The sequence below is a fragment of the Limoniibacter endophyticus genome (assembly GCF_014652835.1).
Classification (GTDB): domain Bacteria; phylum Pseudomonadota; class Alphaproteobacteria; order Rhizobiales; family Rhizobiaceae; genus Limoniibacter; species Limoniibacter endophyticus.
The window spans coordinates 179,066-202,468 of record NZ_BMZO01000003.1 but is presented as its reverse complement, the minus strand read 5'-3'; the positions used below and the strand labels follow the sequence as shown (position 1 = coordinate 202,468).

Sequence of the window (23,403 nt, the reverse complement as noted above, 5' to 3'; positions counted from 1 at the left end):
TTTTTCCGGCTTGTCGTTGACCTAAACTGATCGGACTGAACGCCGGCGTCAACCGGCCGGACCAGTGATCCAACGAAGCTTTTAGCACGCCGCGAAAATCGTTTCCGATCTTTCGAGCCCATGCGGTCGCGCAAAATGAAAAGGTGGGAGGCTGGCACGATGACCCGTGCCGGGCTCGTTAGGGCTGCTTCCTTCCGGACCTGACCCGGTTGGCGAGTGGCTCGTCCACCACCAACCTCCCGCGCTTCATATCGTCAATCGGCACAGGAATTGCAAGCGGTTTCAAAAATTTCCGTAAAATCATCTCCTTGCCAACCGCCCGAAATTAGATAACTCTTCTGGCTGATAACCGGCCTTTTGCCGGACGTAACATAATGAGGCGATGTATGGCGGCTGAACGCTTCGTTCTCGACCAGAGACTGGAGGGTGATTCCATCAAACTCACCCGGCTCGGTCTCTGTACACTTCGCCTCATGAACGACAGCCGGTGGCCCTGGCTGCTGCTCGTGCCGCAACGCGTCGGCATCGAAGAAATCCATCAGCTTACACCGCTCGACCAGACGATGCTGACCTTCGAAACGGCGCTCGTCAGCGCAGCACTCAAGGAAGCGACGGGTTGCGAGAAAATCAATATAGGAGCACTCGGCAATCGCGTCCGCCAGCTCCACATCCATGTGATCGCCCGCAATGAAGCCGACACCAACTGGCCAGACCCCGTCTGGGGCTTTGGAAAAAGGAAAGCCTATCAGGATGACGAATGCAAGGAGCTACGCAAGCGCATACTCGGGAAGCTGGAAGCACAAAACATTTGATTGGGCGCGGTGATATCTTGAATTTCATGCCATATGAGCCAAGCGCGCGTACCGCTTTTTCGGGCAATAGCATCCAGCGACATAGCGAGCAGCGAACGGAAGACAGTCTCCCCGAGGCAATTGCTGACGCGTCCAGTCGCTATCTTCTCCTCAAGGGCACGAAAGTGTTTTGTGCAGTAGATGGTCCGGAGCATCAGATCTGGCACGATCGGGAGACTGCCGAGACGCACTCGGACGGCTTCAAGAATGCGATTCTGCTTGGCCATGATGGGGGAAAGGCAATTATCGCCGCACCCTGCAGCATGAATGCGGAGGAACCGGAAGACGGCTTTGCAGCCGTCGAACTGCGCAGCTTCTACATGCTGGGGCTTGCCAACACCCGCGATCAAGGTGCGCTTGCCCAGGCCGCATCATGGCTTGCCTGGCACGATAATAACCGCTTCTGCGCTCGCTGCGGCGGCGAGAGCCAAATGCGCGCCGGCGGCGTAAAACGCGTGTGCCTTGCTTGCCAGGCCGAGCATTTCCCTCGTCTCGACCCCGTGGCGATCATGCTGATCAGCTTGCATGACCGTTGCTTGCTTGGCCGAAGTCATCATTTTTCGCCTGGGCGCTATTCGACACTGGCAGGCTTTATCGAAGCAGGTGAAACAATCGAGAATGCCGTGCGGCGCGAGGTATTCGAGGAGGCCGCGATCAAAGTCGGGGAGGTGCATTACCATGCCAGCCAGCCCTGGCCTTTCGCGCATTCGCTGATGATCGGCTGTTATGGCGAAGCTCTGAACGAGAAAATCGACTTCGACACTGAAGAGCTGGATGACTGCCGCTGGTTCAACCTGGAGGAAGTCAAGGACATGCTGGCGGGATGTCACAAGCATGGCTGCGAAATACCGCCGCCAGGCGCGATCGCCTGGCGTTTGATAGCGGATTGGGTGGAGATGAAGGAAGGCCGCGCCTAGCTTTTTGCGGGATATCCCTCACGCGCTTCATGAGCGTGATAAACCCCGAGCACCCGCACTTCGCGCGAGAAGAAAGACAGTTCCTCAAGCGCAAGTTTGACATTGGCGTCGTCCGGGTGGCCTTCAATATCCGCATAGAACAGCGTGGAGACGAATTTCCCGCCGAGCTGATAGCTTTCCAGCTTTGTCATGTTGATGCCATTTGTTGCAAACCCGCCGAGCGCCTTGTAGAGCGCTGCGGGAATGTTGCGCACCTGGAAGATGAAGGTCGTAACCATGAGATCGACCGCGGAAGTGCGCGGCGCGATCTTCTTTTCCTTGGAAAGAATGACGAAGCGCGTAACGTTATTATCGGCGTCCTCGACATTCTCTTCGATGATATCGAGGCCGTAGAGTTCTGCCGCCAGGCGCGGCGAAAGCGCTGCCTGCGTGCGATCCTGCATGTCGCGCACCAGGCGTGCCGCCCCCGCGGTGTCGCCGGCGATGATCGGCTTCCACCTGTTTTCGCGAACGAGATTACGGCACTGGCCCAGCGCATGCACATGGCTGTGAACCGTGGTGATTTCCTTCTTCTTGACGCCTGGAAGCACCATGAGCTGGAAATGGATCGGCAGGAAATATTCGCCGACAATGTGCAGCTTGGAACGCGGCAGAAGATAATGGATATCGGCGACCCTCCCCGCCAGCGTGTTCTCGATGGGGATCATGGCAAGGTCGGCACGCCCCTTCTCCACTGCCACGAAGGCATCCTCGAAGGTCGGGCACGGCAGCGGCTCCATGTCCGGAAACATGTCACGGCAGGCGGTGTCGGAATTGGCTCCTGGTTCGCCTTGATAAGCGATCCGGTTCGTTGCTTTTGCCATGACGTTCATCCCTGCGTGGCGAGTATTTTGCGGGCGCGTTCCAGATCCTGCGGCGTATCGACGCCAAGAGGTACGGAACGCACGATTTGTGCATCAATGCGCATACCGGCTTCAAGCGCGCGTAATTGTTCGAGGCTCTCGCGCCTTTCGAGCGTCGACGGCCTCAGCGATACGAAGCGTTCGAGCGCAGCGCGGCGATAGGCGTAGAGGCCTATGTGGTGATAGAGCGGCCCTTCGCCATGAGGCGCCGTGGCGCGGGTAAAATAGAGTGCGCGCAGACGATTGTCCGCAACCGGCGAACCGACAATCTTCACAACGTTAGGATTGAGTTTCTCTGATTCGTTCTCGATTTCAACGCCGAGCGTCGCGATATCGACGCCATCATTGTCAAACGGAAGCAGTGCAGCCTTGATGATCTCCGGTTCGATCGTCGGCAAATCGCCCTGGACATTGACAATCGTGTCGAACCTGCCTTCCGGATCCACCGTCTGCAACGCCTCGAAGATGCGGTCCGAGCCGGATGCATGGTCAGCGCGGGTCATGACTGCCTCATGGCCGTTGGCACGCACGGCATCTGCGACTTCCAGACTATCGGTCGCAACAACCACCGCGCCAAAGCCCGCAAGTGCGGCACGATCCGCGACGTGAACGATCATCGGTTTGCCCGCAATGTCGGCGAGCGGCTTGCCTGGAAGCCTCGTGGAGGCCATACGGGCAGGAATGAGAACAAGGCTGGACATGCGATCTGCTCAAACGTCTTTCACGGCGAAGTGTCAAAAGGTCTCACTTTGATAAGCCTTATATGTGTTGCAAGCCTTTCGCAAAAGACCTAGTTTTCGGGCGTTTCCAAAGTCCGGCGGGAGAGGCCGGACCAGTAGGTAAAAACGGGCGCGACTGTGGGTTCCGCGGTCGGGTGGAGGAGCCTAACGCGCATGGACTCATTTGAATTCAACAAGATATTGGGCGCAGTGCTCGGTGTCGTCTTTCTTGCATTTTCTGCCAGCCTGGTTTCCGACTGGCTGTTTCATTCTCCGGCACCCGAACAGGCCGGCTATGCCATCGAGGAAACAGAGGTGGCAAGTTCCGCCGCGCCGGAAGAGGCGGCAGTGCCAATCGCCAATCTGCTGCAAAATGCCGATGCAGCACGCGGAGAAACGTCCTTCAAGAAGTGCACCGCCTGCCACTCCGGTGAAAAGGGCGGACCAAACAAAGTCGGCCCGGACCTGTGGGACATTGTCAACCGCCCGATCGCCACGCATGAGGGATTTGCCTATTCGGGAGCGATGAAGGAATTCTCGCAAGGCGGACAGGAGACGTGGACTTTCGAGCACCTGAACGATTTCCTGCTTTCGCCAAAGGGCCTGGTGCGCGGTACCGCCATGGGCTTTGCCGGCATCAAGAAAGACGAGGAACGTGCCGATCTGATCGCCTATTTGCGGACACTTTCCGATAACCCAGCGCCCTTGCCGGAGCCGGAAGCTGAGGACGCGACGGCTCAGGGCGAGGCAGGTGGCGCGCCAGCCGAAGGTGAACAACCCGCTGAGGGCGAGCAGTCCGGTGGCGAGCAACCCGCGCCCCAGGACGATCAGGCGCAGCCGCAACAGCCACCGGTTCAAAATCCCGATGCACCAGTTGAACAGCCTGCCCAGCAGAACAACGCGCCAACCGGCGACGGAAGCGCTCAACAGCCGACACAGGGCGAGGACACGCAACCGCCTTCAACTGACGGAAACCAGCCACGGCCTGTCCCGGCACAATGATCCCTTAAAGCCCAGCGCACGCGTTGGGCTTTTTCATTTCTGACGCCAATTTGAATTTCTCCTCATTTTCATCTGCCCTGTTTGGTTTACATTGCAAATGTCGGATCACGATTGTCGAAGGATCCGATCTGAGCGCGACCTGACAAAGACGCGCCGGCGGTGAAAATGTCGCGGCGAACACAGTCTCGACACGGTCACCGGCTTCGATGACGAAGCGTCACGTTGGCGCGCAGACAGTTTAGACGACTTCGCACCAGGACAACTTCCGATCCTGGCTCACGAAGCGTTTCGAAGAGGACGCAATGGCCCTGACCAATCGAGCACTCGTTTTCGCCCTCCCCTTCCTCGTGGCATCTACCTTCCTCGCGCAGGCACAGGAAAAAGTCTGGCACACGACCAGCTCCCTGCAAGACGAGACAAAATATGGCGAAGATTTCGAGCGTTATGATTACGTCAATCCGGACGCGCCTAAAGGCGGCACTCTGAATTCGACGGTCCTGGGCACATTCGACAGCTTCAACCCCTTCATCACGCGCGGCACGCCGGCAGCCGGATTCACCGATTTCGGAGGCGGATTACTTTACGATACACTGATGGAACAGGCGACGGACGAACCGGGCGTCAGTCATCCGCTTATCGCGGAAGCCTTATCCTTTCCAGACGATTACTCCTCTGCCAGCTACCGCCTCAACCCTGACGCCAAGTGGCACGATGGCAAGCCAATTGCTGCGGAGGATGTGGTCTGGACCTTCGACTTCCTGAAAAAGAACAGCCCGCGCTACATGGCTTATTTCGCCAATGTGACGAAGGCTGAAGCCGTTAATGAGCATGAGGTGCTTTTTACGTTTGACCAGAAGGGCAATCGCGAATTGCCGCATATCATGGGGGATCTTGTCGTACTGCCCAAACATTGGTGGGAAGGCACGAATGCACAGGGGCAAAAGCGCAACATTCTGGAACCGACATTGGAGCCTCCGCTTGGCTCCGGCCAATATAAGGTGAAAAGCTTCCGCCCGGGTTCGAATATTGTCTGGGAGCGCGTCGACGATTATTGGGGCAAGAGCGTACCGGTGAAGGTGGGACGCGGGAATTTCGGCATCCAACGCTTCACCTATTTTACCGACGACAACGCGATCTGGCAGGCTTTCATCAAAGGCGGCATCGAAGACATCCATGTCGAGAGCACTGCGCGGCGTTGGGCGACAGGCTATAGTTTTCCCGCTTTCGAGAATGGTAGCGTAGTGAAGAAGGAGTTTCCGATAGAGCGGACTGCCACTATGCAGGCCTTCATTCCCAATATGCGCAAAGAAAAATTCCAGGACGTGCGCGTGCGTGAGGCGCTGACCCTCGCCTTCGACTTCGAGACGCTCAATCGCACACAGATGTTCAATTCCTACAAGCGCACACAGAGCAATTTCCAAAATTCCGAGCTTGCCTCCAGCGGTGTACCGCAGGGTCGGGAACTTGCCCTGCTGGAGCCATTCCGCGACCAGCTTCCGGCCGATCTTTTCACCAGGGAGTTCAAGCTGCCGGTCAATGAGAATCCACAGCACCAGCGCGACAATCTGCGTCGGGCATCGCAACTCTTCCGGGAGGCCGGCTGGACAGCCAAGGATGGGAGGCTGATCAATGAAAAAGGCGAACAATTCACGATCGAGTATCTCGGACGGTCGCCAAGCGATGAGGTTATTGCCGGTAGTTTCCTCGCCAATCTGCGCCGACTCGGCATCAATGCCACAATGCGCATTGTCGATACGAGCCAGTACATCAACCGCGTGACCAGCTTCGATTTCGACATGATCACCTATCGCATGCTGCAATCGACGTCGCCCGGCAATGAACAACGCGATTATTGGGGCAGCCGCGCCGCAGATCAGCATGGTTCGCAGAACGTCGCCGGCATCAAAAGCCCGGTTGTGGATGCGCTTGTCGACAAGATCATCTTTGCGCCCGACAGAGAAGCGCTCGTCACGGCAACGCATGCGCTCGATCGCGTATTACAGTGGAATTATTACATGATCCCGCAGTGGTATCCGTCCACCATCAACATCGCCTACTGGAACAAGTTCGGCATGCCGGAGAATCAGCCGGGATATGCTGGCGTAGACATAGAATCCTGGTGGATCGAAGCGGCACAGGAAAAGGCCGTGGAAAAAGACATAGACAAGACACCTCAGCAATAGGAGGTGGCAGAGATGACCACGCGACGCGATTTTCTGACCCTGGGGTCTGCCGGCTTCGTTTTATCGATGCTGCCGGCGAAACTCTTTGCCAAGGCGCCACGCGGTACGCCGATGCACGGACTATCGGCTTTCGGGGAGCTGAAATATCCTGCGGATTTTACGGCTTTCGGCTATGTCGATCGCAGTGCACCGAAGGGCGGCACGCTCAATTTCCAGCCCCCGAACTGGGGCTTCAACCAGAACACAGTTACATTCAACACATTGAACTCCTTTACCATGCGTGGCGACGCACCACCTCGGATGGAACTGTGTTTCGATACGCTGATGACACGCGCATTGGACGAGCCGGATGCCCTTTATGGTTTGATAGCCAAAACCGCAACGATCTCGGAGGATGGCACGGAGATCATGTTCGAACTCCGTCCGGAAGCACGTTTTCATGATGGCTCACCGCTGACGGCCGAAGACGTGGCTTTCAGCTATACGATTCTGAAAGAGCATGGACATCCCTCACTTTCTCTGGCGCTCGACGCAATGACGGAGGCGGTTGCCGAAGGGCCGCAGAGCTTCAGGCTGCGCTTCTCGCGACCGCAGAACGAAAAGCTTTTCCTGCAAATCGCCGTTTATCCGATTTTTTCTAAAGCTTATTATGATGGCAAGGATTTTGCCGCTTCGACGATGGAGCCGCCGCTTGGCTCGGGCGCCTACAATGTAGGACGCGTGCAGCCCGGCACGGTCATCGAGTATGAGCGCGTGCCCGATTATTGGGGCGCGGATCTGCCTGTCAATCGCGGCCAGAACAATTTCGATCGCATCCGCATCGAGTTCTACCAAAACAGGCAGGCTTCATTCGAAGCCTTCAAGAAGGGCCAAATCAACTTTCGACAGGAGTTTTCCTCACAGAGTTGGGCGACGGGCTATGACTTTCCTGCGCTGCGCGAAAAGCGGGTCATTCGCGGCGAAATTCCGGCCACCAGACGTCCGATGATGCAAGGCATGGCGTTGAACCAGCGACGCGAGCGCTTCAGAGACGTGCGCGTAAGGCGTGCCCTGGCGCTCTGCTTCGATTTCGAATGGACGAACCGGAATTTCTTCTACGGCTCCTATGTCCGCTCCAACTCCTATTTCGAGACTTCCGATTTCAAAGCCTCCGGCCCCGTCCCGCAGGATGAGCTGGCGCTGCTCGAGCCATTGCGCGGCAAGATCCCCGATGAAGCTTTCGGCGAGGCATTCGTGCAGCCGGCATCGGATGGGTCAGGCAGCGACCGAAAACTGCTTTCGCAGGCGCTGAAGCTCTTCAACGAAGCAGGTTGGAAGCGTGAAGGCAGCAGGCTCGTCAATGACATGGGAGAGCCATTCCGCCTCCAGCTCATGATCGACGAGGAAATCTGGGTGCGAGTCTTCGGGCCTTTCGTGAAGAACCTGCGCGCCATCGGTGTGGACGCCAGCCTCACCTCGCCGCTCGACGGCGCGCAGTATCAACTACGTATGAACGATTTCGATTTTGATGCTGTGACGGCCGCTTTTTCCTTTACCTCTTCTCCGGGACGTGACGAACTGGAACAATTCTTCCACTCTCGCACCGCCCAGCTGAATGGTTCACGCAATCTTCCCGGTATTGCCGATCCGGGCGTCGACGCATTGATCGAGATGATCGCGGAGGCCGATAGCCGGGAAAGTTTAAACGTGTCTATGCGTGCGCTCGATAGGGTCTTGCGCGCAAGGCTCGACTGGATTCCAAATTGGCATTCGGCGAATCAGCGTCTCGCCTACTGGGACGAGTTCGGTTTTCCGGAAACCCAGCCAGAATACGGGTTTCCGGTGGAGACCCTGTGGTGGCACGATAAGGAAAAGGCGAAAGCGATTGGCAGAGGCTGACTTTAGCAAGATACCATACCGAAAGGCCTGCGCCTGATGGGAGCCTATATTCTTCGCCGCCTGCTTTTGATGATCCCGACTATTCTGGGAATCATGGCGGTTTCCTTCGTCGTCGTGCAATTTGCTCCAGGCGGGCCCGTCGAGCAGGTGGTTGCCTCCCTGACCGGGCAGGGTGGCGGCAATGAGATCGGTGGCGGTCAGGCCTCGGATTTCTCCGGAGGCGGCGGCTTCGACAGCGGCGCGAATTCACGCTATCGCGGCGCGCAGGGCCTCGATCCTGAATTCATCGAGCGGCTAGAGCAGCAATTTGGCTTCGACAAACCGCCGCTTGAGCGTTTTCTGACCATGATCTGGAACTATGCCCGCTTTGATTTTGGCGAGAGCTACTTCCGCGACATTTCGGTGGTCGATCTCATCGTCGAGAAAATGCCGGTTTCAGTATCGCTCGGCCTCTGGATCACCCTGATTTCCTATTTAATCTCGGTGCCGCTCGGCATCCGCAAGGCGGTGCATGACGGCTCAAGATTCGACGTCTGGACGAGCGGTATCGTCATTATCGGTTACGCCATTCCAGGCTTTCTTTTCGCCATCCTGCTGATGGTGCTCTTCGCCGGCGGCTCGTTCTTCGACTGGTTTCCGTTGCGCGGTCTTACCTCGGAAAATTTCGCAGAACTCTCCTGGCCCGAGAGAATCATCGATTACTTCTGGCACCTGGCATTGCCGCTCACCGCGATGGTACTTTCGGCTTTCGCAACCACTACACTTCTGACCAAGAACTCCTTCCTCGATGAAATACGCAAGCAATATGTCGTCACGGCGCGGGCAAAGGGCCTCTCGGAGCGTCGCGTGCTCTATGGCCATGTCTTCCGCAATGCCATGCTGATCATTATCGCGGGCTTTCCCGGAGCTTTCATCTCCGCCTTCTTCACGGGGTCGCTGCTGATCGAGAACATCTTCTCCCTCGACGGCCTCGGCCTGCTCGGTTTCCGGTCCGTGGTCGAGCGTGACTATCCGGTGGTCTTCGGCACACTCTACATCTTCTCGCTAATCGGCCTTTTCGTCTCGCTTCTGTCCGACCTTCTCTACACCTGGATCGACCCGCGCATCGATTTCGACCGGAGGGATGTGTGATGACCGACGGTGACATCCAGGAAAAAGCACTTACAGAAACCGTCCGGCGCAAGCGACCGTTCCTGTCCCCGCTCAACCAGCGCCGCTGGCAGAATTTCAAGGCGAACAGACGCGGTTACTGGTCACTATGGATATTCCTCGCGCTTATGGTTCTGTCGCTGTTTGCTGAATTCATCGCCAATGACAAGCCTATCATCGCGTCGTACAAGGGCGAGATCCTCTTTCCGGTGGTGGTCAACTATCCTGAAGAGAAATTTGGCGGCTTTCTGGCGACGACGGATTATCGCGATCCGTTCATCCGCGACGAGATCGAAGCCAATGGCTGGGCGATCTGGCCTCCAATCCGTTATTCCTATCGCACCGTGAACGACGAAATTCCGGAAGCTGCCCCAACCAAACCAAGCTGGCTCTACAATGCGGAGGAGCGTTGCGCGCGCTATCCCCAGGGCGCTGCCGATCCCGAATGCCGACCTGGCAACTGGAACTGGCTAGGCACCGATGATCAGGCGCGCGACGTGCTGGCGCGCGTCATCTACGGTTTCCGCCTCTCCGTCCTCTTCGGCCTAACTTTAACGGCGGCATCGGCGGTGATCGGTGTGGCGGCCGGCGCGGTTCAGGGCTATTTCGGCGGTTGGGTTGATTTGATCTTCCAGCGCTTCATCGAGATCTGGTCTTCCATCCCGGTTCTCTATCTCATTCTGATCATCGCCGCGATCCTGCCGCCCGGCTTCTTCGTGCTGCTTGGGATCATGCTTCTCTTTTCATGGGTCGCGTTCGTCGGCGTGGTACGCGCCGAGTTCCTGCGTGCCCGCAACTTCGAATATGTGAATGCGGCTCGCGCACTCGGGGTGAAGAATTCAACCATTATGATGCGCCACCTGCTACCAAATGCCATGGTTGCAACGCTGACCTTCCTACCGTTCATTCTCAATGGTTCAATCTCGACGCTGACCTCGCTCGACTTCCTCGGCTTCGGCTTGCCGCCCGGCTCGCCCTCGCTCGGCGAGTTGCTTCGTCAGGGCCAGCGCAATCTCTCCGCCCCGTGGCTCGGCATGGCCGGCTTCTTCACGCTTTCCATCATGCTCTCCCTGCTGATCTTCATCGGCGAGGCGACGCGTGATGCCTTCGATCCGCGAAAGACCTTCAAATGAGCGGTCCGCTTCTTTCCGTACGCGATCTTTCAGTCGCATTTAACCAAGGCGGCAGCGAAACGGTCGCCGTCGATCACGTCTCCTTTGACATAGGAAAGGAAGAGACGGTCGCGCTCGTGGGCGAATCAGGTTCCGGCAAGTCCGTGACTGCGCTTTCCGTGCTAAAGCTGCTTGCATATCCGGCGGCCTCGCATCCGAGCGGGAAAATCCTGCTTGACGGGACGGACCTGCTTTCGCTTGATGAAAAGGCGCTGCGCAAGGTGCGCGGCAATCGCGTCACCATGATCTTTCAGGAGCCGATGACATCGCTCAATCCGCTGCACACGATCGAGCAGCAGATCGGTGAAATCCTTTCGCTCCATCGTGGGCTGGGCAAAGCGGCAGCGCGCAAACGCACGCTGGAACTGCTCAACGAAGTGGGGATTCGAGAAGCCGACAAACGTCTCGGCTCCTATCCGCACCAGCTTTCGGGCGGCCAGCGGCAGCGCGTCATGATCGCGATGGCGCTCGCCAACGAGCCGGAATTGTTGATTGCGGACGAACCGACAACTGCACTTGATGTGACCGTGCAGGCCCAAATCCTCGAGCTACTCGACCAATTGAAAAAGAAGAATGGCATGTCGATGCTGTTCATCACGCATGATCTGGGCATTGTGCGCCGCATTGCCGACCGTGTCTGCGTCATGAACAAGGGTAAGATCGTCGAGCACGGCCCGACGGAGGACATATTCGCCAATCCGCAGCATCCCTATACCCAGCATCTTCTGGCCGCTGAGCCGAAGGGTAGCCCGCCGGCGGTGGACGAGCAGGCAAAACCCGTCATGGTGGGCAAAGAGGTCAAGGTCTGGTTCCCCATAAAGTCGGGTTTCTTTCGCAAAACCGTCGATCACGTGAAAGCCGTCGACGGCATCGATGTGATCGTGCGGGCCGGCCAGACACTGGGTATCGTCGGCGAGTCCGGGTCGGGGAAGACGACCCTCGGACTGGCGCTGTCGCGCATGATCTCTTCGCAAGGCGAAATCACATTTGACGGAAAGTCGATCAACGGACTTTCCTTCTCCGAGATGCGACCGTTGCGCAAGGAGATGCAGATTGTCTTCCAGGATCCATTCGGCTCCTTGAGCCCGCGCATGTCCGTCGCCGAGATCATCGAGGAAGGCCTGAAAATCCATGCACGGGATCTCGATGAGGATCAGCGTGACGAAGCAGTGACTTCGGTACTGCGCGAAGTCGGCCTCGATCCTGAAACGCGCTTTCGTTACCCGCACGAGTTCTCCGGTGGGCAGCGTCAGCGCATTTCCATCGCGCGCGCCATGGTGCTGAAGCCGAAATTCGTCATGCTTGATGAACCAACATCGGCCCTCGACATGAGTGTACAGGCGCAGGTCGTCGATCTGTTGCGCGATTTGCAGCGCAAGTATCAACTCGCCTATCTGTTCATCAGCCACGATCTCAAGGTGGTGCGAGCACTGGCCAATCAAGTTATCGTCATGCGCAATGGTCGCGTCATAGAGGCCGGTCCCTCAAGCCAAATCTTCGAGAACCCGCAAGACGATTATACAAAAGCCCTTATCTCGGCCGCCTTTCGCATCGAAACGACGGAGGCAGGAGCCGTCGCTCAATAGATCGCATTCTGCGCGGGCCAATAAAAGAATATTTAGAGAAACATGAGACAGGTCATCTTTTGCCGAGGCAGAAGATGATCCACGACGATGTCAGAAATATTTTTCTATTAAATATTTTTTATCTTGCGTTGATGGCAATCTATTGCGTCATCTTTGAGATTTCATTTTCCTTTTCGACCGGAATGTTTTTTGGCTCTCTGGCCGTCGGGTACGCGTCGGGAATGCTGCTCACACTGATCAAGCCTATTGCCTGGATCGGTCGCGGCTTGATGCTCGCTGCCCTTCTCGGCTGGTTCTGTCTCAACAGCACCTTGCTGCAGAGCATCCGCGTCTATGACGGGCTTGACACCTATGACTGGTTCTTTGACTGGATCGACAGCCTGACAGGATATTCCTGGGAAAGCGCTACGCTCTTGGCGTCCCGCCACCCCTTCGTCGCCGAAGCCATGAACTACGTCTACAATTCCAGCATACAACAGATCTTGCTCCTGTTTGTCTTGCTGGTTCTGTTCCGACCCCAGCATGAAGCGGCGCGCATGATCACAACGAACGGCGTTTCTCTAATGTGCGCCATGCTGATCTGGTGCGCCTTTCCAAATTTTGGTCCTTCGGCATACATCCAGCTTGAACCTGGGCTGTCGCAGATTGCGCATGTCAGCGTCGACAATAATTACGGTGCGAAGATGGTTCACGCGGCGACACATGGCCTTACCTCGATCGATTTCGACACGGTTATCGGCATGATCTCATTCCCGTCATATCATATGGTCCTGACCTGCCTTATCCTTTATTTCTGCTATCCGATGCGACCCTTGTTTTGGGTGGCCGTGCCGGTGCACCTTCTGACCATTCCCGCCATCCTGGTTACAGGCGGGCACCTCGTTATCGATCTGATAGGCGGCATCGGCGTGTTTTTGGCAGGCCTCAAGTTGAGCGATTATCTCTTGTCGCGTCGACTGCCCATGTCGTACGCCCGCTTTGTTCCAGGCCCCCTCACTCCGCTGGAGATGAACGGGGAGCCGATCTTCAAAAGACGCCTCCGCGCACGCTGATTTGGCCGCCTCCCTTGTTGAACCAGCTTCATAAAAATCATAAGCATCAAGAAATCCAATATGCTGGTGCGGGAGATGATGGTGATGGTCGACGCAAACAAGGGAAAGATCCTGCTCTCCGTGACGGGCTTCAACCCGAAGAAATGGCATGGCCTGCTTTCGCCCGAGCGAGAGGTGGTTCTTGAACCGGCTGGCGAGACCGATCCTTCGATCACCCACGCTGTGGTCTGGTACCACCCGGCGGGCCAACTCGCGAAGCTGCCTAACCTGAAGGCAATCTTTTCCATCGGGGCCGGCGTGGATCACATCATGACCGATCCCGACCTCCCCGATGTGCCGATCGTGCGCGTCGTCGCTGAAAATCTTACACAACACATGGTGGAATATGTCGTCTGGCGCGTGCTTGATCATCACAGACAAGCCAGCCATTATCGCAAGCGCCAAGGCGAGAGCGTCTGGCAGGGCATAGAGCAACGGGCGGCGCCGGATGTCACGGTGGGTATCATGGGCATGGGGACGCTCGGTGGTGCCGTTGCCAAGGCGCTGACCGCCATAGGCTTCAAGGTGAATGGCTGGAGCCGTTCGCAGAAGACTTTCGAGGGCGTGAAAACTTATAGCGGCCAAGGGGAACTCGATAGCTTTCTGGGAAAGACCGACATTCTCGTCGTGCTTTTACCGCTGACGCCACAGACGCGCGGCATCATCAATTACGACCTGCTTTCGAAGCTGCGAAAGGAGCACGGCGGGCCCGTCCTCATCAATGCCGGACGCGGCAAGCTGCAAAGCGACACGGACATTCTGCGTGCGCTGGGCGATGGCACGTTGCGTGAGGCAAGTCTGGATGTGTTCGAGCAGGAACCCCTTCCCGCTTCCAGTCCGCTCTGGAAACACCCGAAGGTTTTCATCACGCCGCATGCGGCTGCCGAGTCCGATCCCAACCATCTGGCTCCGCTCATGCTGGCGCAGATGGACAAGATCGAACGCGGCGAAACACCAGATAACATTGTCGATCGGAGCGCGGGCTATTAAGCGCTAGCCGACGAGAATTATGATCGTGCCTCGATGGCCTGCGCGACGTCGTCTGCCATCTTGAGGGTCCGGATGATCAGCGGCACGGCGAGCGCAAGCAGGTTGCGATCGAGGCCGCGCGCCGCCTGGGCCTCGCGCACCTCCTTCGCAACGGCTACCAAAACCGGAATGAAGCGCAGGACCATGGACAGTGCAAGGCTGATCTTTGCCGCGTCGAGGCCGAAGCGCTGTAAAGGTTGAAAGCCGCGCTCCATCGCCTCGAGCATGGCGGAGGTGCGCGTGGTCAGAGTCACCAGCGACGCCGCCCAGACGAGAATGGCGAAACGCAGGATCGAAATCACCGCGACCAGCCAATCCTGAAACCACCATTGCGCGAGAAAGATCATACCCAGGAACCAAAGCACCGGCTTGATCTGTCCCAGGAATAACGAAAACGGAATGCGAGCCAAGGCGTATAGGCCGGCACAGAGCATTAGCGCTGCAAGAAGAAGCAGTGGCGAGGCGATGACAAAGATAAGCGTTCCGGCCAGCGCCAGAAGCAGGAGTTTAAGCCCGGGTGCCAGTGCATGCACCGGACTATCCGCTTCATGGTAGAGTGAGGCGGCGATCATGCCATCAGATCCAGATAGCGCTGCAGCGCTATCGATGGACGATCATCAACCACCACTCTGCCCTGGTCGATAAGGATGACGCGCTCGAAATCGGCGACCAGATCGAGATCGTGCGTGACGACGATAGCACGTTGTGGCAGCGCGTCGATCATTCTGGCGACACGCCGCTTGTTGCGCAGATCGAGCAGCGTTGTCGGTTCATCAAAGACGATGATCTCGGGCTGCATGATGAGCACGCCCGCAATGGCGATTATCTGCTTTTGGCCACCGCTCAGAAGATGGGTAGGATGCTTGCGGAAGGCGCTCAGATCATAACGTTCCAGCACCTCTGTGATACGCCTTTCCTGCTCGGCGCTGTCGAGCTTCAGTGCCCTCAATCCGAAAGCCAGGTCTTCTTCGACAATGGGATAGACAATCTGGTTCTCAGGATTCTGGAAAACGAAGCCTACTTTGCGGCGGACCGCCCTTGCATCCTTCGCAGTGTCTATACCATCGACCGTCACGCGCCCATGCGTTGGCATTTGCAGGCCGTTGAGAAGTCGCGCGAAGGTGCTTTTGCCAGAGCCGTTCGCGCCGACAATGGCGATCCGCCTTTGCGTCAATGAAAGCGAAATGTCCTCCAGCACCGTGCGATTACCAAAGCGCTGGGAGACATTTTCGATTTCAATCATGGTCAAATGCTCAAGCGGACTTGGCGATGATCAGGGGGTAGGTGTTTCGCACGGTGACCGAAACCAGTGCGACGGCCGCGATCTTGATCGCATCACCGATGAGGAAAGGGGCGGAGCTGATAGCAACCTGCGCCAGCGGCAGGCCGGTCATGACGCTGACCCAGACCATGCCGATCGCGTAGAGGACCACGACGCCGCCGATGAAGGCGAAGAAACCGGCTTTCCACACATTCAAGCTGTTCCAGTAACGTTCGAAAAGTGCGCCTGTGACAAAGGCACTGGCCACCCAGCCGAAGATGAAGCCGGCGGTCGGGCCATAGAAAATGCCAAGTCCTCCGCGACCGCCAGCAAGAAGCGGCATGCCAATGGCGACGAGAACGATGAAAAGAACGACGGACAATGCACCACGCTTGGCGCCAAGAATCGAACCGGCGAGCAACGGCCCCATAGACTGCGCGGTGATCGGCACCGCGATTATCGGCAGGGTGAGTGGCGGAAAGATGCCGAGTGCTGCCGTCAAGGCTGCGAAAAGCGCAATGAAAACGATGTCACGCGTGCTCATGAATTCTCCAATAGAACCGTATCTCCGGCAGACATCGACCATATTCATGGTGCAATTGCCAGTCGAATTTGCATGGTGGCAGGCCTTTAGCCGACCACTCTGCGGAAAGCCGTTGGCTGACCATAAAGATAGGCGATGCGTGCAATTGCTTCCGCAAGCGGCTCGGACGCGACGCTCATCGTATGCCCGTTAGCGTGTATAATTCGCGTCGCGTCCTGCAAAATCGCCACGTGGCCCCTCCAGAAAACCAAGTCACCACGCCGGATATTCTCCAGATGAGAGCCAGCGTCAATATCGTCGCCAAGCCGCTCCTGCATATCCGTGTCGCGCAGAAAAGGACGCCCAGCCATCGCCAGAGACAGTTGAACAATGCCGGAGCAATCAATGCCGAAACCGGATGTACCGCCCCAGAGATAAGGGGTTTCCAGGAGACGTTCCGCCGCAGAAACATAATCTTGCGCCACTTCGCCGTCCGCAGAGAGATGGCCAAGAATTACTGCTCCACCCGTGGACAGAATCCCGTACTGTGTGCCGCGTTTTTCCGTTGTGCCTGCAACGTCGATACGCGAGCCCATGGAAAGCGGATGCAGGCGCGGGGACCGCAAGTCGGCATCGGAGTAGACGAAGGTACGCGGTGCCTTGATGACATGAGTGACGGGCGCTCGACCAGCATCGAGTTCGCTTTCCGCGATGTAGCCGACATAGCCGTCGGTCATCCCCTGCACCCAGGCGTAACCATCAGCACGGTCGAAGACCGTTACGTCCTGTCCGAATAGAAACTGCGTATCGATGCTCGAATTCTTGGATGGTTTGCGGCAGACATCGGCCACCGGTACGGCGACGTGGGCAATTTCGCCGGTTACGAACCGTGCCGCTTCAACCTTGCCCTCAAGTCTGGCATCGGCCAGATCGACCCGGTATGCATGCAGCCGCGCATCAAGTGTGGACATGGAAAACTCCGCTCTTTTCGCCGACCAGATCGCCCAGCCGCTCCACATAGAGCGCTCCCTCGACAGTCCGGCGGATCAGCACGTTGCGCCGATCCTTCTCATCCCGATGCCGCGACACAAGCATCATCGCCCCCATTGTGTCGAGCGCTCGCGTGATCACGGGCTTTGTCACCTTCAATTTCGCTGCCAGACCACGGATCGTGTGCGGCGGCGGCTCCAGATAGATGGTAAGCAGAATCGCCAGTTGCCGCAAAGACAGATCCGGCTGCTCCTCAACAACCTGCGTCAGCACAACGGAGTGCAGAAAGCCGAGAGAAACAATCGGATCAGGCTGTGTCATCATTCACCATAGCGCTTGACGAGCACGGCGAAGATGGCGCGGATGGCCTGCGCTTCACCGCCGATGCCGGCATGCGGTTTGGCGGTCGGATTCCAGCCAAAAATATCAAAGTGCGCCCAAGCCTTGGCATCCGTCACGAAGCGCTTCAGGAAGAGCGCGGCCGTGATTGAACCGGCAAATCCATCTGTCGTGACGTTGTTCATGTCGGCAATACGGGAAGAAAGCTTGTCGGCATAAGGCTGCCAAAGCGGCAGACGCCAGAGCGGATCGACCAAATCCCGTCCGGCCTGTTCCAGAGAGGCAGCCAGTTGTTCATCATCCGTGAAGAATGGTGGCAGGTCTGGCCCAAGCGCGACGCGTGCAGCACCGGTCAGAGTCGCCATATCTATCAGCAAATCAGGCTTTTCTTCATCTGCCAATGCCAGAGCGTCGGCCAGAACGAGGCGGCCCTCGGCATCCGTATTACCTATCTCGACAGAAAGTCCCTTGCGGCTTTTCAGGACGTCGCCCGGCCGGAAGGCATCGGCAGAAATGGAATTCTCAACGGCCGGGATCAAAACACGCAAGCGGACCGGCAGATTCTCCGCCATGATGAGCCGCGCAAGCGCCAGAATATTGGCCGCGCCGCCCATATCCTTCTTCATCAGCAGCATGCTGCTCGGGGGCTTGATATCCAGACCACCCGTGTCAAAACAGACGCCCTTCCCCACAAGCGTCAGCTTCGGCGCCTCGTCATCGCCCCAGCGCATCTCCAGCAGGCGCGGTTCCTGCGCCCCTGCCCGACCTACCGCGTGGATCATAGGAAAATTCTTGTCGAGCAGTTCTTTGCCGGTCGTAACCGAAACATCCGCGCCGAAGAGAGATGCCACGTCGCGAAACGCCTTCTCCAACTCCTCAGGCCCCATATCGTTCGTTGGCGTATTAATGAGATCGCGGGCGAGCGTGACGCTTGCGACGACAGCTTCCAGATGCTCCCCGTCTACGCCTTCCGGCAACAGGAACTGGATCGTATTTTGCCTGGAAGGTTTGTAGAGCGAAAACTCATAGGCTCCAAGGGCGAGCCCAAGACAGGCCTGGAAAGGATCGATGGGCATGTTGGCAAAGTGCCATGTTCCTTTAGGGAGTAGCCTTGCCAAGCCACCAGTTGCCAAGCCGCTGTAAAAATCGCCACCTGCGCCCATCCCGAAAAGCGCCGATTGCACGCGGCCTGTACCGTCTGCGATCAGCAGGAGCTTGCCCGCCTCACCGTCGAAAGCATTGGCGTTTGCCCATCCCTTTTGGTGATCGGTCAGATCAGCGCGATCAAGCGTGCCTTTTTCAATCAGATAGACTGGTAGTGAATCACCGATGGTAACGAATGAGACAGGCATGGGAATTCCTTGTACGGAGCCGAACGCGATGCGGCGCTTTAATCAATCATTAGGGTTAACGGATTATTTCTAACGCAAGGGAAGTAGTTGTTTCCTCATCATTGATCCGATTTGCATGCATGAACAAAGGCCAACATGATGCGCGCCCTGATGATAACCACCGCCATCGCATTTTCAATCGGCCTTGCAGGCTGCACGCATGATCGCCGCGATCCGATGACGACAGGTTCCATCGCGCCATCCGGCAGTGATGCCACCAACGCACGATCCCTGGCGCAAATTGGTCAGGCTTACGCAAAGAATCCGAAAGATGGGCGCATGGCCATGCGCTACGCTTCGGCTCTTCAGGCAAGTGGCAATGCAAACCAATCACTGGCCGTCATGCGAAAACTTGCCATCGACTATCCAACGGACCGGACGGTACTGGCTGAGTACGGCAAGGCGCTTGCAGCGGCGGGAGAACTCAACCAGGCACTTGATGCCATCCGCCGTTCTCAGACACCGGAATATCCCGACTGGCGCCTGCTTTCCGCCGAGGCTACGATCCTCGATCAGCTCGGGCAGGTGAACGAAGCGCGAGTCCTCTACAATAAAGCACTCACAATAAAGCCTGGCGAGCCTTCGGTTCTTTCCAACATGGGTGTTTCATATCTTCTCGAAGGCGATCTCGCCAACTCCGAACGATATCTGAAGCAGGCTGCTCAGGCGCCCGGAGTTGATCCGCGTATTCGGCAGAACCTGGCCCTGGCAGTAGGACTTCAGGGCCGTTTTCAGGAGGCGGAGCAAATAGCCGCGCGTGATCTTCCGTCCCAACAGGCGCAGGCAAATGTGGCTTACCTGCGCTCCCTGCTCTCGCAAAAAAATGTCTGGAACGATTTGCGCGATCAGAAGACGAAGGCGCAGTAATTATCGTCTCATCTACGGAAAACCCGCGACGGATGGCCAACTTTTCCCCGCAAGACTACAGCTGCATCACCTGAAGAATTGCCGGCCCGATAATGACGGCGAAAAGTACAGGCAGGAAGAACAGGATCATCGGCACGGTCAGCTTTGGCGGAAGGGCAGCGGCCTTTTTCTCGGCTTCCATCATGCGCATCTCCCGGCTTTCATTGGCCAGTGTCCGCAGCGCCGTAGCAACGGGCGTACCGTAACGCTCAGCCTGAATGAGAGCCTGCATCACGTTCTTGATCGCGTCCAGTCCGGTCCGGTCCGACAGGTTCTCATATGCCTGTCTTCGTTCCGGCAAATAGGACAGTTCCGCTGTGGTCAACGCAAGCTCCTCGGCCAGATCGACCGACTGCATATGAATTTCTTGCGCAACGCGCCGTAATCCCGCTTCCACCGACATGCCGGATTCCACGCAGATAAGCAGCAGATCGAGAGCGTCAGGCCAACCTCTTCGGAGGGAGGCCTGACGCTTGGACGTCAAATTTGAGATATAGAGGACGGGCAGATAAAAACCGAAATAAGCCGCGACAAACATGATGATCAGCTTCCGCTGAAACGACGCGGTTGGATACATACCGACCACAAAAAAAAGAACCGCAGTCAATATAAGGACGCCAATCGGCAGGGCAAAGCGGAAAAAGAGGAAGCGCGTCATCGGGTTCTCACCGCGCAAACCTGCCTGACGCAATTTGATGAGCGTGCTTTCGTCGGCCAGGAGCTTACGCAAGTCGAGCTTTTCGACAATCTGCCGCATACCCTTGGCGTCATTTTCACGCAGGCGCCCGCGCTGACCTTCCGCAGACAACTGGGCGCGCCGCTTCGCCATCATCGCATCGCGCTCCAAGGCGACGCTTTTCATCCGCTCCTTCATCGGATCGGGTCCGAGCGACGGCAGCAGCGTGAAGACCGTCGCGAACATGGCGATGGCCACAAGCAACGCGATTAGGAAGGACGGATCGCCGAGAGTACCTGCAACTATGTCGGAAATCATCTCACACCTCGAAGTCCATCATCGCGCGCATCACGAATATGCCAATCCCCATCCAGGTTGCAGCACCCGCCAAAATCAGGTTGCCAGTCGTCGTCGTGAAGAGGGGCATAAGATAGTCCGGCGTCATGACATACACAGCAAGTCCCACCAGAATGGGAAGCGAACCGATGATCCCGCCTGACGCCTTTGCCTCCATCGACATCGCCTGCACCTTCGCCAACATCTTCTTGCGCTCGCGCAAAACCTTAGCAAGATTGCCGAGCGCTTCGGACAGGGAGCCGCCTGCCTGTTGCTGTATCTGCAGAACGATCCCGAAGAAATTCGCTTCCGGACATGGAATGGTTTCGCTCATCTTCAGCGCGGCTTCGGGAAGCGGCATTCCCATCTGCTGGGCCTCCACGATCCGCCGAAACTCGGTCTTCACCGGCTCCTTTGCCTCTACCGCGATCAGTCTGACTCCGTCATTGATAGGCAGACCCGATCGGACGGCGCGTACGATGATCTCAAGCGCGTTCGGAAATTCATTCAGAAACGCCTTTATACGCTTCTTGACGCGACGCTTCAGATACCAGCGCGGGACACCCAGCGAACCAACGATGAGAGCGCCCCCTACAGCATAGAGCGGAGCACGCAGAACAAAGGCAATGAGGGCAAGAGCGCACCCGGCCAAGATTGAAAACATATAGAATTTGCGCACGTCAACATCGAGGCCAGCCTGCCTGATCTGCACCTTCAAAGGAGGCTTTTGCTTGTCGACGTTCTGACGTTGTTCGAGATCCTTCAAGGTTTCCTGAACATTCTTCTTGCGCCGTTCGCTTTCCTTGGACTTGTCGAGTGTCTGCCGGCCGGATTTATCCCGGCTACGCAACCCAGAAGATTGCATTCGCTTTTCTATGGCTGCTTCCTTCTGCAAGGACGGGAGCAGAACAGCATAGGCGACGCATGCGACAGCAAAAGCCGTAAGCAAGACAAAGAGCAATGTCGTCATGGCGTTTCGACCTTTCGAATCCTGATGATACAGCCGACCTGCGTTGCCTTCCCTCAGGCGTCGCTCGGCCCCAAGGCTTCCAGCGCGCTCAGAAGGCGCTGTTCCTCATTGTAATAACGGGCGCGGTCCCAGAAATATGGACGCGTGATGCCTGTGGATCGGTGTTCGCCTACGAGCTTGCCGTTCGCATCCTCACCGACGATATCGTATTTGACGAGATCCTGCGTGATGATGACATCGCCTTCCATACCAGTCACTTCGGTGATGTGGGTGATGCGGCGCGAACCGTCGCGCAGGCGCATGGCCTGGATTATGATATCCACCGAGCCGACAATGATTTCACGCACAGTCTTCTGCGGCAGGGAAAAGCCCCCCATCGCAATCATGGACTCAATACGATTGAGGCACTCGCGCGGCGAATTCGAGTGGATCGTGCCCATTGAACCGTCGTGGCCAGTGTTCATTGCCTGCAACAAGTCGAAAACCTCGGAGCCGCGTACTTCACCGACAATGATGCGTTCGGGGCGCATACGGAGACAGTTCTTGACAAGGTCCGTCATGGTGATCTGACCTTCGCCTTCGAGGTTTGGCGGGCGCGTTTCAAGACGCACCACATGCGGCTGCTGCAGCTGCAATTCGGCAGAATCTTCGCAGGTGATAATCCGTTCAGTACGGTCGATATAGTTGGTCAGGCAGTTCAACAAGGTGGTCTTGCCCGAGCCGGTCCCGCCGGAGATGATGATATTGCAGCGCACGCGACCGATAATCTTGAGTATCTCGGCTCCCGGCTCCGAAATCGCACCGAACCGCACAAGCTGATCAAGCGTCAACTTGTCCTTCTTGAACTTACGAATTGTGAGCGCGGCGCCATCAATGGCCAGTGGCGGTGCAATGACATTGACGCGCGAACCATCCGGCAGACGCGCGTCGCAGATCGGACTTGCTTCATCGACGCGACGTCCGACCTGACTGACTATACGTTGACAGATGCTGAGCAGTTGTTGGTTATCACGAAAGCGAATACCTGCCCTCTCCACCTTGCCCCCGACCTCGATATAAACGTCGGTTGCCCCGTTCACCATGATATCGGCAATATCATCGCGTGCCAGAAGCGGGTCGAGAGGACCGTAGCCAAGAACGTCGTTACAAATATCCTCGAGTAGTTCTTCCTGCTCGAAGATCGCCATCGCAATATTTTTGGCGGCGATGATCTCGTTGAGGATATCACGGATTTCCTCGCGTGCAGCGGTGGGGTCGAGCTTGGCCAGTTGCGACAGATCGATCGTCTCGATCATCGCGGAGAAAACCTGCTGCTTTGTCCGGTAATATTCATCCGAGCGTTCGACGCGCTTGGGTTCCGGTGGCGGCGGTGCAGCGCGTTGCACCGGAGCGGGAGTCCGCGGCGCTTCCGCCGGTCGTTCCAGAACGGCTGTATCGACCGTCTGCGCATCGCGCGGAGCCGCCCGCGGCGGTTCGACAGAACTCCGCGATTCGCCCGATTTTCCTCTTTTGCCGAACATCCTGCTTATCCG

At 57.1% G+C, this 23,403-nt stretch carries 22 protein-coding genes and 1 other RNA gene; 11 read left to right on the top strand and 12 right to left on the bottom strand.

The features are described from left to right. Window positions 1-143: 143 nt before the first annotated feature. Window positions 144-240: signal recognition particle sRNA small type (gene ffs, locus IE151_RS05585), an RNA gene on the bottom strand. A gap of 146 nt (window positions 241-386) precedes the next feature. Here ffs and IE151_RS05580 point away from each other — a divergent pair. Then, a complete protein-coding gene (locus IE151_RS05580; RefSeq protein WP_189488773.1) occupies window positions 387-812 on the top strand; it encodes an HIT domain-containing protein in 426 nt (141 codons plus the stop codon). 26 nt (window positions 813-838) lie between these two features. Beyond that, window positions 839-1,768, top strand: a complete 930-nt coding sequence (gene nudC / locus IE151_RS05575; protein ID WP_189489050.1) for an NAD(+) diphosphatase — start codon at window positions 839-841, stop codon at window positions 1,766-1,768. Here nudC and IE151_RS05570 read toward each other — a convergent pair. Continuing rightward, the gene (locus IE151_RS05570) at window positions 1,765-2,631 is read right to left on the bottom strand and encodes a prephenate dehydratase (protein WP_189488771.1); all 867 of its coding nucleotides are present in this window, start codon (window positions 2,629-2,631) and stop codon (window positions 1,765-1,767) included. The genes nudC and IE151_RS05570 overlap by 4 nt on opposite strands. 5 nt (window positions 2,632-2,636) lie before the next feature. After that, window positions 2,637-3,371, bottom strand: a complete 735-nt coding sequence (locus IE151_RS05565) for a 3-deoxy-manno-octulosonate cytidylyltransferase (protein ID WP_189488769.1) — start codon at window positions 3,369-3,371, stop codon at window positions 2,637-2,639. Window positions 3,372-3,563: 192 nt separating this feature from the next. Here IE151_RS05565 and IE151_RS05560 point away from each other — a divergent pair, with 192 nt between their 5' ends. From IE151_RS05560 to IE151_RS05525, 8 genes are all read left to right on the top strand, one after another. Next, on the top strand, window positions 3,564-4,391 hold the full coding sequence (locus IE151_RS05560) for a c-type cytochrome (RefSeq protein WP_189488766.1): 828 nt from the start codon (window positions 3,564-3,566) through the stop codon (window positions 4,389-4,391). A gap of 302 nt (window positions 4,392-4,693) precedes the next feature. Next, window positions 4,694-6,574 carry an extracellular solute-binding protein gene (locus IE151_RS05555; protein ID WP_189488764.1) on the top strand — a complete coding sequence of 627 codons (1,881 nt, stop codon included), beginning with the start codon at window positions 4,694-4,696 and terminating at the stop codon, window positions 6,572-6,574. Window positions 6,575-6,586: 12 nt separating this feature from the next. Continuing rightward, window positions 6,587-8,452: an extracellular solute-binding protein gene (locus IE151_RS05550; RefSeq protein ID WP_189488762.1), complete on the top strand. Its 1,866-nt coding sequence runs from the start codon at window positions 6,587-6,589 to the stop codon at window positions 8,450-8,452. Window positions 8,453-8,488: 36 nt separating this feature from the next. After that, window positions 8,489-9,583 carry a microcin C ABC transporter permease YejB gene (locus tag IE151_RS05545; RefSeq protein WP_189488760.1) on the top strand — a complete coding sequence of 365 codons (1,095 nt, stop codon included), beginning with the start codon at window positions 8,489-8,491 and terminating at the stop codon, window positions 9,581-9,583. Then, window positions 9,583-10,734, top strand: coding sequence for an ABC transporter permease (locus tag IE151_RS05540; RefSeq protein ID WP_189488758.1), 1,152 nt, complete (start codon window positions 9,583-9,585; stop codon window positions 10,732-10,734). Before IE151_RS05545 ends, IE151_RS05540 begins: the two co-directional genes overlap by 1 nt. Beyond that, complete coding sequence (locus IE151_RS05535) at window positions 10,731-12,359, top strand: ABC transporter ATP-binding protein (protein WP_189488755.1); 1,629 nt, start codon at window positions 10,731-10,733, stop codon at window positions 12,357-12,359. Before IE151_RS05540 ends, IE151_RS05535 begins: the two co-directional genes overlap by 4 nt. A 221-nt stretch (window positions 12,360-12,580) precedes the next feature. Then, window positions 12,581-13,411: a phosphatase PAP2 family protein gene (locus IE151_RS05530; RefSeq protein ID WP_189488753.1), complete on the top strand. Its 831-nt coding sequence runs from the start codon at window positions 12,581-12,583 to the stop codon at window positions 13,409-13,411. 84 nt (window positions 13,412-13,495) lie between these two features. After that, on the top strand, window positions 13,496-14,440 hold the full coding sequence (locus IE151_RS05525) for a 2-hydroxyacid dehydrogenase (RefSeq protein ID WP_189488751.1): 945 nt from the start codon (window positions 13,496-13,498) through the stop codon (window positions 14,438-14,440). Window positions 14,441-14,457: 17 nt separating this feature from the next. On the opposite strand, the gene IE151_RS05520 is transcribed toward IE151_RS05525, so the two are convergent. The 6 genes from IE151_RS05520 to IE151_RS05495 all read right to left on the bottom strand — a co-directional run bounded on the left by IE151_RS05520 (window position 14,458) and on the right by IE151_RS05495 (window position 18,944). Next, window positions 14,458-15,051 carry an energy-coupling factor transporter transmembrane component T family protein gene (locus tag IE151_RS05520; RefSeq protein WP_189488749.1) on the bottom strand — a complete coding sequence of 198 codons (594 nt, stop codon included), beginning with the start codon at window positions 15,049-15,051 and terminating at the stop codon, window positions 14,458-14,460. Beyond that, window positions 15,048-15,728, bottom strand: coding sequence for an energy-coupling factor ABC transporter ATP-binding protein (locus IE151_RS05515; protein WP_189488747.1), 681 nt, complete (start codon window positions 15,726-15,728; stop codon window positions 15,048-15,050). The genes IE151_RS05520 and IE151_RS05515 overlap by 4 nt, the downstream gene beginning before the upstream one ends. Window positions 15,729-15,732: 4 nt before the next feature. Then, the gene (locus tag IE151_RS05510) at window positions 15,733-16,284 is read right to left on the bottom strand and encodes a biotin transporter BioY (RefSeq protein ID WP_189488745.1); all 552 of its coding nucleotides are present in this window, start codon (window positions 16,282-16,284) and stop codon (window positions 15,733-15,735) included. An 86-nt stretch (window positions 16,285-16,370) separates the two neighbouring features. Continuing rightward, window positions 16,371-17,234 (bottom strand): C40 family peptidase, encoded by an 864-nt coding sequence (locus tag IE151_RS05505; RefSeq protein ID WP_189488743.1) that lies wholly within the window; start codon window positions 17,232-17,234, stop codon window positions 16,371-16,373. Then, window positions 17,221-17,577, bottom strand: a complete 357-nt coding sequence (locus IE151_RS05500) for a MarR family winged helix-turn-helix transcriptional regulator (protein ID WP_189488741.1) — start codon at window positions 17,575-17,577, stop codon at window positions 17,221-17,223. Before IE151_RS05500 ends, IE151_RS05505 begins: the two co-directional genes overlap by 14 nt. Further along, the gene (locus IE151_RS05495; RefSeq protein WP_189488739.1) at window positions 17,574-18,944 is read right to left on the bottom strand and encodes a leucyl aminopeptidase family protein; all 1,371 of its coding nucleotides are present in this window, start codon (window positions 18,942-18,944) and stop codon (window positions 17,574-17,576) included. Before IE151_RS05495 ends, IE151_RS05500 begins: the two co-directional genes overlap by 4 nt. A gap of 135 nt (window positions 18,945-19,079) precedes the next feature. On the opposite strand from IE151_RS05495, the gene IE151_RS05490 reads away from it, so the two are divergent. Continuing rightward, the gene (locus tag IE151_RS05490; protein ID WP_189488737.1) at window positions 19,080-19,850 is read left to right on the top strand and encodes a tetratricopeptide repeat protein; all 771 of its coding nucleotides are present in this window, start codon (window positions 19,080-19,082) and stop codon (window positions 19,848-19,850) included. A gap of 55 nt (window positions 19,851-19,905) precedes the next feature. Here IE151_RS05490 and IE151_RS05485 read toward each other — a convergent pair whose 3' ends face one another. The 3 genes from IE151_RS05485 to IE151_RS05475 are packed head-to-tail and all read right to left on the bottom strand — an operon-like array spanning window position 19,906 to window position 23,391. Beyond that, complete coding sequence (locus IE151_RS05485) at window positions 19,906-20,880, bottom strand: type II secretion system F family protein (protein WP_189489048.1); 975 nt, start codon at window positions 20,878-20,880, stop codon at window positions 19,906-19,908. Between the two features lie 4 nt (window positions 20,881-20,884). Then, window positions 20,885-21,871, bottom strand: coding sequence for a type II secretion system F family protein (locus IE151_RS05480; protein WP_189488735.1), 987 nt, complete (start codon window positions 21,869-21,871; stop codon window positions 20,885-20,887). 53 nt (window positions 21,872-21,924) lie between these two features. Beyond that, complete coding sequence (locus IE151_RS05475) at window positions 21,925-23,391, bottom strand: TadA family conjugal transfer-associated ATPase (protein WP_189488734.1); 1,467 nt, start codon at window positions 23,389-23,391, stop codon at window positions 21,925-21,927. Between the last annotated feature and the right edge of the window lie 12 nt (window positions 23,392-23,403).